General features: G+C 67.8%; 12 protein-coding genes. 4 read left to right on the top strand and 8 right to left on the bottom strand.

Going from position 1 to position 9,118, the window contains the following annotated elements; genetic code table 11:
* Positions 1–16: 16 nt before the first annotated feature.
* Both TSH20_RS09165 and TSH20_RS09160 read right to left on the bottom strand, forming a co-directional pair.
* Positions 17–1,051 (bottom strand): low specificity L-threonine aldolase, encoded by a 1,035-nt coding sequence (locus TSH20_RS09165; protein ID WP_109074433.1) that lies wholly within the window; start codon positions 1,049–1,051, stop codon positions 17–19.
* Between the two features lie 18 nt (positions 1,052–1,069).
* The gene (locus TSH20_RS09160) at positions 1,070–1,396 is read right to left on the bottom strand and encodes a hypothetical protein (protein ID WP_109074432.1); all 327 of its coding nucleotides are present in this window, start codon (positions 1,394–1,396) and stop codon (positions 1,070–1,072) included.
* 52 nt (positions 1,397–1,448) lie between these two features.
* On the opposite strand from TSH20_RS09160, the gene TSH20_RS09155 reads away from it, so the two are divergent.
* The 3 genes from TSH20_RS09155 (at position 1,449) to TSH20_RS09145 (ending at position 4,126) form a co-directional block, all read left to right on the top strand.
* Complete coding sequence (locus TSH20_RS09155; protein WP_109074431.1) at positions 1,449–2,507, top strand: RluA family pseudouridine synthase; 1,059 nt, start codon at positions 1,449–1,451, stop codon at positions 2,505–2,507.
* A gap of 161 nt (positions 2,508–2,668) precedes the next feature.
* Positions 2,669–3,559: an RNA polymerase sigma factor RpoH gene (gene rpoH, locus TSH20_RS09150; protein WP_085092002.1), complete on the top strand. Its 891-nt coding sequence runs from the start codon at positions 2,669–2,671 to the stop codon at positions 3,557–3,559.
* A 42-nt stretch (positions 3,560–3,601) separates the two neighbouring features.
* Complete coding sequence (locus TSH20_RS09145; protein ID WP_247871484.1) at positions 3,602–4,126, top strand: GNAT family N-acetyltransferase; 525 nt, start codon at positions 3,602–3,604, stop codon at positions 4,124–4,126.
* A 46-nt stretch (positions 4,127–4,172) separates the two neighbouring features.
* On the opposite strand, the gene TSH20_RS09140 is transcribed toward TSH20_RS09145, so the two are convergent.
* The 6 genes from TSH20_RS09140 to TSH20_RS09110 form a co-directional block, all read right to left on the bottom strand.
* Positions 4,173–4,517, bottom strand: coding sequence for a gamma-glutamylcyclotransferase family protein (locus TSH20_RS09140; protein WP_109074429.1), 345 nt, complete (start codon positions 4,515–4,517; stop codon positions 4,173–4,175).
* Positions 4,510–4,896: a VOC family protein gene (locus TSH20_RS09135; RefSeq protein ID WP_109074428.1), complete on the bottom strand. Its 387-nt coding sequence runs from the start codon at positions 4,894–4,896 to the stop codon at positions 4,510–4,512. The genes TSH20_RS09140 and TSH20_RS09135 overlap by 8 nt, the downstream gene beginning before the upstream one ends.
* A gap of 7 nt (positions 4,897–4,903) precedes the next feature.
* A complete protein-coding gene (locus TSH20_RS09130; RefSeq protein ID WP_247871483.1) occupies positions 4,904–5,722 on the bottom strand; it encodes a PhzF family phenazine biosynthesis protein in 819 nt (272 codons plus the stop codon).
* Between the two features lie 210 nt (positions 5,723–5,932).
* Positions 5,933–6,946, bottom strand: a complete 1,014-nt coding sequence (locus TSH20_RS09120) for a threo-3-hydroxy-L-aspartate ammonia-lyase (RefSeq protein ID WP_109074427.1) — start codon at positions 6,944–6,946, stop codon at positions 5,933–5,935.
* Positions 6,947–6,968: 22 nt separating this feature from the next.
* Positions 6,969–7,403 (bottom strand): GNAT family N-acetyltransferase, encoded by a 435-nt coding sequence (locus tag TSH20_RS09115; RefSeq protein ID WP_109074426.1) that lies wholly within the window; start codon positions 7,401–7,403, stop codon positions 6,969–6,971.
* A 4-nt stretch (positions 7,404–7,407) separates the two neighbouring features.
* Positions 7,408–7,659, bottom strand: a complete 252-nt coding sequence (locus TSH20_RS09110; RefSeq protein WP_247871482.1) for a DUF1127 domain-containing protein — start codon at positions 7,657–7,659, stop codon at positions 7,408–7,410.
* A 404-nt stretch (positions 7,660–8,063) separates the two neighbouring features.
* Between TSH20_RS09110 and mgrA the strand changes: the two genes are divergently transcribed.
* Positions 8,064–9,107: an L-glyceraldehyde 3-phosphate reductase gene (mgrA, locus tag TSH20_RS09105; protein ID WP_109074425.1), complete on the top strand. Its 1,044-nt coding sequence runs from the start codon at positions 8,064–8,066 to the stop codon at positions 9,105–9,107.
* Positions 9,108–9,118 lie beyond the last annotated feature (11 nt).

Here is a 9,118-nt window from a genome sequence, read left to right as displayed (position 1 = left end):
ACCCCCGCCCCGCCGATCAAGCCTTTTCTTGGAGTCGGCGCAAAATATCCAGCAACCCGTCGATCGCCGCCGCCGGCGTGTCGAACGCCGTGACGAAGCGCGCCGTGCCGTCGTCCCAGCGGTAGAAGCCGTAGCCGGCCCCCTCCAGCGCCTCGGCATAAGCGTCCGGCAGGCGGACGAACAGCTCGTTGGCCTCCACCGGGTGGGCCAGCTCGACGCCCGGCAGCGCCGTCAGCCCGGCGGCCAGACGGTCGGCCATGGCGTTGGCGTGGGCGGCCAGGCGCAGCCACAGCCCGTCCTCCAGCCAGGCGTCCAGCTGCGCCGACAGGAAGCGCATCTTCGACACCAGATGGCCGCCACGCTTGCGGCCGAAGCCGAAATCCTCGGCCATCGCCGGGTTGAAGAACACCACCGCCTCGGCGGCGAGACAGCCGCCCTTGGTACCGCCCAGCGTCAGCACGTCGACCCCGGCGCGCCACGTCACGTCGGCCGGGGCGCAGCCCAGCCGGGCAATGGCGTTGGCGAAGCGGGCGCCGTCCATATGCACGGCCATGCCGTTGGAATGGGCCGCCTCGACCAGCGCCTCGACCTCCGCCGGGGTGTAGACGGTGCCGGCCTCCGTCGCCTGGGTCAGGCTGAGGGCGGCGGGCTGGACGCGGTGGACGACGCCGACGCCGGCCTTGGCGAGGTGGCGCGACACCATTTCCGGCGTCAGCTTGCCATGCGCGCCGGCCAGCGGCACCAGCTTGGCGCCGCCGGTGAAGAATTCCGGCGCGCCGCATTCGTCGATGATGATGTGCGCGTCCTCATGGCACAGCACAGCGCCAAAGGGCGGCACCAGCGCCGACAGCGCCAGAGAGTTGGCCGCCGTGCCGGTGGCGACGGGGAAGACCGCGACGTCGGTCTCGAAGATCGCGCACAGCCGCTCGGTCACCCGCGCGGTCCAGGGATCGTTGCCATAGGGGGAGGCGGTGCCGGTCGACGCAGCCGCCAGCGCCGTCATCACCTGCGGGGCGGCACCGGCGACGTTGTCGCTGCGGAAATCATGCATGATCGCGAGACCTGTCTGTTACGGAGCGGCTTTTCCGGCGGTGACCGTCGCGGTGACGGCGCCGGTGCGCGGGTCGATCAGATAGAGGCGGTCCGGCCCCTGCGGCAGGGTCACCTTGAACAGCACGCGGTTGCCCGCCACCAGCATCTCGCCGATGCGGGCGCCGGCCGGGACGTCCAGCGTCACCTCGGCGGGGCGGTCGATCACGGTGGTCGTGGTGGAGGGCCCGGTCAGGGAGGCGCGGTTGGGGTCCGACATCCGCTTGTACAGCTCCACCCCCAGATAAGTGAAGCCGGCGATGATCAGAACGCCCATGATGACGACGAGTGCCTTGAGGATCTGCACGGTTTGGGGTCCACTCCCGGACGATTGAAACAGGACGCGATACGCAAAGCCGATGGCCGCCGAAAACTCCGAAGACCTGTCCGACGATTTCCTCGATGCGGACGACGACGCCGGCCCGCCCGCCTACGCCACTGCCCGTGCCCTCGCCTACACGGTTCCCGACGAGGCGGCGGGCCAGCGGCTGGACAAGGCGTTGGCGGCGGGCCTGCCGGACCTGTCGCGGTCGCGCGTCCAGGCCCTGCTGGAACAGGGCTGCGTGCGCGGCGACGGCCGGACGATAACGGACCCGTCCCTGAGGGTCAAACCCGGCCAGCGCTTCGAGGTCGAGGTACCGGGGGCGGAGGCCGCCGAACCGGTGGCGCAGGACATCCCGATCGACGTGGTGTACGAGGATGCCGACGTTCTGGTGATCGACAAGCCGGCCGGCCTCGTGGTGCATCCCGCCGCCGGCAACCCGGACGGCACGCTGGTCAACGCCCTGCTGGCCCATTGCGGCGACAGCCTGTCCGGCATCGGCGGGGTGAAGCGGCCGGGCATCGTCCACCGGCTGGACAAGGACACCAGCGGCCTGATGGTGGTCGCCAAGAACGACCGCGCCCACCACGGCCTGTCCGAACAATTCTCCGACCGCACGCTCAGCCGCACCTATCTGGCGCTGGTCTGGGGGGTGCCGAACCCGAGGCAGGGCCGGATCGAGGGCAACATCGGCCGCAGCAGCGCCGACCGCAAGAAGATGGCGGTGGTGACCGGGGGCGGGAAGCCGGCCGCCACCAAGTACCGCGTGGTGAAGAGCTTCGGCATGGCCGCCTCGCTGGTCGAATGCGTGCTGGAGACCGGGCGCACCCACCAGATCCGCGTCCACCTGACCCACATCGGCCATCCGCTGGTCGGCGATCCGCTCTATGGCCGCGGCCGGTCGGGGCGGCCGGGGGGCAAATTCGCCTCGCAACTTCCGGAACCGGTTCGGGGCACCCTTGTTGGGTTTCCGCGACAGGCGCTGCACGCCGCGGCGCTGACCTTCCGCCATCCGGTCAGTGGCGAAATTGTGGCATTCCGCTCCCCAATTCCGGCGGATATTCATGAACTAATTGTCACCTTGGAGTCGCTTTAAAACGGTACACCGGGTAATCTTTCTTGGATAGACTCCCGGTCAATGGCGAGGTTCCGCCGCCCGCTCATTGCGAGGGGCCTTTGGAACCCGCGCTGAAGAATGGCCGCGTGCCCATGAATTCCTTGCATGGGTATGCCGGCCGTCAGGAGAGGGGTTTGGTCATGGCGACGGCATCCAATCTTCCGGCCATCGGGTCCGAGAGCAATCTGTCCCGCTATCTCCAGGAGATCCGCAAGTTCCCGATGCTGGAGCCGGAGCGGGAATACATGCTGGCCAAGAGCTGGCAGCAGCATGAGGATTCCGGCGCCGCCCATCAGCTCGTCACCAGCCATCTGCGTCTGGTGGCCAAGATCGCGATGGGCTACCGCGGCTACGGCCTGCCATTGTCGGAGCTGATCTCCGAAGGCAATGTCGGCATGATGCAGGCGGTGAAGCGCTTCGACCCCGACCGCGGCTTCCGGCTGGCGACCTATGCGATGTGGTGGATTCGCGCGGCGATCCAGGAATACATCCTGCACAGTTGGTCGCTGGTGAAGATGGGCACGACGGCCGCCCAGAAGAAGCTGTTCTTCAACCTGCGCCGGCTGAAGGGCCAGATGCAGGCGATCGAGGAAGGCGACCTGTCGCCCGAACAGGTCCAGGCCATCGCCACCAAGCTGGACGTTCCGGAACAGGACGTCGTCAACATGAACCGGCGCCTCGCCAGCCCTGACCATTCGCTGAACGCCCCCCTGCGGGCGGAGAGCGAGGGCGAATGGCAGGATTTCCTGGTCGACGAGACCGCCAGCCAGGAAATCACGCTGGCCGACCGCGAGGAACTGGGCAAGCGCCGCAAGCTGCTGGCGAATGCGATGACCGCGCTGAACGACCGCGAACGCGACATCCTGACCGAACGCCGCCTGCGCGAGGCACCGACGACGCTGGAGGATCTGTCGCAGAAATACGGCATCAGCCGCGAGCGCGTCCGCCAGATCGAGGTGCGCGCCTTCGAGAAGCTGCAGAAGGCAATCAAGGCCGCCGCGGTCGAACAGAAGATGGAGACGGAGGCGTAAGGGGAGGTCCCCCGCCACCGCAACAGAGTCATGACGGGAACGATGCAGGATACCGAAGTCACGCTCGCGGTCGTCGATCCGAGCGATCTGCCGGCCTTCAAGAGCGAGATGGAGGCATCCTTCGCGGTCGCCGTCATCGAGGAGTTCGGGTGCCTTCCCGACGATTCGATTCCCCGCGGCAGCGATCTCGACGAGTCGATGAACGCGCCGGGCACCGAGCTTCTGCATATCCTTTGCGATGGCCAAAGGGTCGGCGGCGCCGTCGTCGTGATCGACGAGGCGACGCAGCGCAATTCGCTGGACCTGTTCTTCCTGTCGCCGGCGCAGCATGGCCGGGGATTGGGCTTCAAAGCCTGGATGGCGATCGAGCGGCGCTATCCCGGAACGCTGGTCTGGCAGACCCACACGCCTTATTTCGACAAACGGAACATCCATTTCTATGTGAACAAGTGCGGCTTCAAGATCGTCGAGTTCTTTGGCGCCCGTCACCCCGACCCGCATTGGCCCGGCCCCTCCGGCCTGCCCGGCGGCGGCGAGATGTTCCGCTTCGAGAAGGTGATGCGATAGCAGCGGCGGCCAAGCGGTGACGGGCCCCGCGCTCACGCCTTCACCCTCACGCCTTCACATACACCCAGGCCTCCGCCCCCGACTTCAGCCGGACCATGACGCGCCTGTAATCCGCGACCTCGTACGAATCGGCAGCCGCCAGTTCTTCCGCGGTAATCTCGAACAGGGTTCCGGCGACCTCGTCGGCCGGATCGCCGCTTTCGCTCACCACGGGGTGGAAGCGCTTGCCGCTGGTGCGGATCACCTCCGGATCGGTGATCTCCAGCATGTCGAGGCGGTATCCCGGCATGGCGTCCGGCCGTCCGGCCAGCAGCCGGCCGAAGGACGCCACCTGCACATTCTCCTGCTGCAGGGTGCCGTAGGAGAACAGAAGGACCGTATCGTCAGCCATCGCCATCCCTCCGTACCTCCGCCCCGACGCGCAGCAGGTTGCCGTCCGGGTCGATGTGGGCGAACTCGCGCAGGCCATAGGGCGTGTCGGAGACCGCCGTCAGCCGGCCGCCGACCTGCGCCGCCTGCCACGCCGCATGCAGCGCGTCGGCGTCGCTGACATAGAGATAGCAGGCAACGGCCGAGCGTTCCGGATCGAGGTCCGGAACCCGCGCCAGATGCAGGCCCACCCCATTCCAATCCAAGAACCCATAGACCGGGTCCGCGGCGGCCTCATCGTAGGCGGTCACCGCGAAGCCGAGACGCCGGTAGTGGGCGAGCGCCGCCCGCACGTCGCGGACCGGCAGGATCGGCGCTATGCGCTCGAACCGAACGTCCATTGTTGCCTCACACCAGGATCGAGCCTTCGAGATACAGCACCGCCTGCCCGCCGATCCTCACCCGGTCGCCGGCCAGTTCGCACAGCAGGTCGCCGCCGCGGGCCGAGACCTGACGCGCCGTCAGCACGGTCTTGGCCAGCCGCTCCGCCCAATAGGGCGTCAGCATGCAGTGGGTGGAGCCGGTGACCGGGTCCTCCGGGATGCCCTGGGCCGGGGCGAACAGGCGCGAGACGAAATCGACCCCGCCCTCCCCCGGCGCGGTGACGCAGACCGCGAACAGGTCGAGCTTCGACAGCAGCGCCATGTCCGGCGCCAGCGCCCGCACCGCGTCGGCCGACTCGTAGACCACCAGATAGTCACGCCCGCTCAACACCGCGGCCGGCGCCGGGCCGCCCAGCGCCGCCAGCAGGTTGGGATCGACCCGCTCCGCCGGCTTGGCCGGACGGTTGGGGAAGTCCAGCGTGTAGCGGTCGCCGTCGCGGGTGACGGTCAGCGTGCCGGCCTGCCGGGTGGCGAACTCCATGCGCTCGCGGCCCGGCTCCAGGATGGTGGAGATGACGAAGGCGGTCGCCAGCGTGGCATGGCCGCACAGATCGACCTCCACCGCCGGGGTGAACCAGCGCAGTTCATACCCCTCTCTCGCCCCTTGGCCGCTGCGGGTGAAGAAGGCGGTCTCCGCCAGATTGTTCTCCGCCGCGATGGCCAGCATCTGCGCGTCGGGCAGCCAGGACTCCAGCGGCACGACCGCCGCCGGGTTGCCGGCGAAGACGCGGTCGGTGAAGGCATCGACCTGATAGATGGGCAGGCGCATGGCTTTCCCGGTCATGGCGAGCGTTCCTTACGTCTTGGGGGCGATTTATCGATGAAGCGTCATTTCCCTCTCCCGCCCCGGGAGAGGGAGGGGACCCGCGCCGTCAGGCGTGGGGAGGGTGAGGGGTAGGGCAAGGATCCCGAACCGCATGGCTTCGTGCCTAACCCCTCACCCTTCCCATGCTCCGCATGGGCCCCTTCCCTCTCCCGGGGCGGGAGAGGGAGTCTAGCCCGCCACCAGCGTGGCGAAGCGGCCGAGGTCGACGTTGCCGCCGGTGACGACGATGCCGACGCGCTTGCCGCGCACGTCGATCTTGCCGGACAGCACCGCGGCGGCGGCGAGGCAGCCGGTCGGCTCGACCAGCATCTTCATCCGGCTCGCGAAGAAGCGCATGGCGTCGACCAGCTGGTCGTCGGTGACGGTGTCGATGTCGTCGACCAGCCGCTGCATCACCGGGAAGGTCAGCTGGCCGACATTGCGGCTCTGGGCGCCGTCGGCGATGGTCTTCGGCGGTTCGATGCGGACGATGCTGCCGCTGCGCAGGCTCTGCTGGGCGTCGTTGCCGGCCTCCGGCTCGATACCGATCACGCGGCAGCCGGGGTTCAGCGCCTTCGCCGCCACCGCGCAGCCGGCCAGCAGCCCGCCGCCGCTGGTCGGCACCACCAGCAGGTCCAGCGGAGCGCCGCCGCTCGCCAGAACCTCCTCGATCAGCTCCTTGGCGACGGTGCCCTGCCCCGCCATCACATGCGGATGGTCGAAGGGCGGGATGAAGATACCGCCCCGCTCTTCCAGAACGCGGGCGACGGCGGCGTCGGGCGGCTCGGCATAGCGGTCGTACAGCACCACGTCGGCGCCATAGCCGCGGGTGGCCGCCAGTTTGGACGCCGGGGCGTCCATCGGCATGACGATGGTCGCCTTCACCCGCAGCATCGACGCCGCCAGGGCGATGGCCTGGGCGTGGTTACCGGACGAATAGGCGACGACGCCGACCGCGCGCTGCACCGGCGTGAACCGGGCGATGGCGTTGTAGGCGCCACGAATCTTGAAGGCGCCGGTGCGCTGGAAGTTCTCGCACTTGAACAGCAGCTCGCCGCCGGTCAGCGTGTCGGCGGTGCGGCTGGTCAGCACCGGCGTGCGGTGGGCGACGCCGGCGATCCGCTCCGCCGCCCCGGCCACATCGGCATAGGAGATGGCGAGGCCAGTCGTATCGGCCACGGTGCTGGTGATCGTGTCGGGCATGGCGGCGGTGCTCCCCCCGGTATTATTCCAGATCGGTGAACAGGAAGGCCTGCTCGTGCCGCTTTAGCCCGGCCTGCTCGTAGAAGCTGATGGCCTTGGGTGCGGACAGCAGCAGGCACATGGTGCCCGGCCCCATCGCGTCGCGGGTGCGGCGCATCAGCTCCTTGCCGATGCCGCGCCCCTGCAGGGCGCGGTCGACGGCGAGGTCGGACAGATAGCAGCAATAGACGAAGTCGGTGATCGACCGGGCGACGCCGACCAGCCGTCCATCCTCTCGCGCGGTGATGATCAGGCCGGCGTTGCGCAGCATCGCCTCCACCCGTGGCCGGTCGCCCACGGGCCGGCGTTCCGCCAGCCCGGAGCGTTCCAGAACGTCGATGAAATCGTCGGCGCTCAGGTCCGGTTCAACTGCGTATTCGATTTGAATGGGTTGGCTCTGTATGGATTCATTGGCCATCGTCTCATCCCCGCCAGAACGGCTTCGACACCTCCTGCTCCGCCTCGGACCGGCTGACGCCGATGTCCTTCAGCAGATAGTCGTCGAGCCTTGCCAGTGCATGACGTTGTTTGCGCCGTTCCATCGCGGAAAACAACACGTCGAGCAGCCGCCAGAAGGGGCGCGAGGCGACACGGGTGACGCGGTCGGCGGCCGGGACGGCGCCCGGGGCTGCCGTGTACGAGCCGGAACTGCGGGTCACGTCGGTGTGGCGCATCGGATCCTCCATCATCTGGCGCACATCGCTCGAACAATCGAGACAATCAGGATTATGGAGACGTAATCGGCGGGGTCAAATGGAACATTGTCACCATTACATTTCCGATGTCGGATGTATCTTTTCGGCCACAGGCACAAGCGCCGCCTTGGACAGACTGGAAAATCCTTGTGAAACGAAGGGTTCCACCGGTCTTCCCGGCAATGGTTCTGTCTTGCGGATGGTTTGCGTGACAAGTTGCGGCCGGACCACCGGATTGTCATGGTGGCATTGTGCCGGTCGCGTGCCCCACCCCGCCGGCCATTGCCCCCTTCCCGCAGTGATATGACCGGCCGCGCCATTGCGCCCGGCCCCACTGCCGCCCTATGCTGATATATCACTCAAGATCACATCGGGAGAACGCCATGCAGCCGCCCTACCTTGCCGCCGACCGGCGATACGAAGGCATGAGCTATCGCCGCACCGGCCGCAGCGGGCTGGACCTGCCGGCCATTTCGCTGGGGCTTTGGCAGAATTTCGGCGGCACCGACGTGTTCGCCACCGGGCGCGCCGTGCTGCGCCGGGCCTTCGACCGCGGCGTCACCCATTTCGACCTCGCCAACAACTATGGCCCGCCGCCGGGTTCGGCGGAGGAGAATTTCGGCCGCATCCTCGCCACCGATTTCCGTCCCTACCGCGACCAGATGGTGATCTCGACCAAGGCCGGTTACGAGATGTGGCCCGGCCCCTACGGCAACTGGGGCTCCCGCAAATATCTGGTCTCCAGCCTGGACCAGAGCCTGAAGCGGATGGGTCTCGACTATGTCGACATCTTCTATTCGCACCGCGTCGATCCCCGCACCCCGCTGGAGGAGACGATGGGCGCGCTCGACCACATCGTCCGCCAGGGCAAGGCGCTCTATGTCGGCATCTCCTCCTACTCGCCGGAGATGACGCGGCGGGCGGCCGGCATCCTGAAGGATCTGGGCACCCCCTGCCTGATCCATCAGCCCTCCTACTCCATGCTGAACCGCTGGGTTGAGGGCGGACTGCTGGAGACGCTGGAGGATCTCGGCATGGGCTGCATCGCCTTCTCGCCGATGGCCCAGGGCATGCTGACCAACAAGTATCTGAGCGGCCAACCTGCGGACGCCCGTGCCGCCAAGGGGGGGACCCTGCGCGCCAACTTCCTGTCGCCGGAAAACTTGGAGCGCATCCGGGCGCTCGACGCCATCGCCCAGCGGCGCGGCCAGACGCTGGCGCAGATGGCCATCGCCTGGGTCCTGCGCGATCCGCGCGTCACCTCCGCCCTGATCGGCGCCCGCAATGTGGAGCAGCTCGACAACTCGCTGGACGCGCTGAACACCCTGTCCTTCACGTCGGAGGAGTTGGCGGAGATCGACACCCACGCCGTCGCCGACGCCGGCATCAACCTGTGGAGCGCCTCTTCCGCCGCCGAGGCCGGCTGAGCGACTCCTAT

Source organism: Azospirillum sp. TSH20 (genome assembly GCF_003115935.1).
Classification (GTDB): domain Bacteria; phylum Pseudomonadota; class Alphaproteobacteria; order Azospirillales; family Azospirillaceae; genus Azospirillum.
This window is presented reverse-complemented; position numbering and strand designations above follow the sequence as displayed.

Excerpts from the sequence above, each read along its gene's own strand:
- TSH20_RS09130 (WP_247871483.1), bottom strand. The coding sequence starts at position 5,722 with ATGACCGGGAAAGCCATGCGCCTGCCCATCTATCAGGTCGATGCCTTC.
- TSH20_RS09140 (WP_109074429.1), bottom strand. The coding sequence starts at position 4,517 with ATGGCTGACGATACGGTCCTTCTGTTCTCCTACGGCACCCTGCAGCAG.
- TSH20_RS09155 (WP_109074431.1), top strand. The coding sequence starts at position 1,449 with ATGGCCGCCGAAAACTCCGAAGACCTGTCCGACGATTTCCTCGATGCG.
- TSH20_RS09165 (WP_109074433.1), bottom strand. The coding sequence starts at position 1,051 with ATGCATGATTTCCGCAGCGACAACGTCGCCGGTGCCGCCCCGCAGGTG.
- TSH20_RS09110 (WP_247871482.1), bottom strand. The coding sequence starts at position 7,659 with ATGCGCCACACCGACGTGACCCGCAGTTCCGGCTCGTACACGGCAGCC.
- TSH20_RS09120 (WP_109074427.1), bottom strand. The coding sequence starts at position 6,946 with ATGCCCGACACGATCACCAGCACCGTGGCCGATACGACTGGCCTCGCC.
- mgrA (WP_109074425.1), top strand. The coding sequence starts at position 8,064 with ATGCAGCCGCCCTACCTTGCCGCCGACCGGCGATACGAAGGCATGAGC.
- rpoH (WP_085092002.1), top strand. The coding sequence starts at position 2,669 with ATGGCGACGGCATCCAATCTTCCGGCCATCGGGTCCGAGAGCAATCTG.
- TSH20_RS09115 (WP_109074426.1), bottom strand. The coding sequence starts at position 7,403 with ATGGCCAATGAATCCATACAGAGCCAACCCATTCAAATCGAATACGCA.
- TSH20_RS09135 (WP_109074428.1), bottom strand. The coding sequence starts at position 4,896 with ATGGACGTTCGGTTCGAGCGCATAGCGCCGATCCTGCCGGTCCGCGAC.
- TSH20_RS09145 (WP_247871484.1), top strand. The coding sequence starts at position 3,602 with ATGCAGGATACCGAAGTCACGCTCGCGGTCGTCGATCCGAGCGATCTG.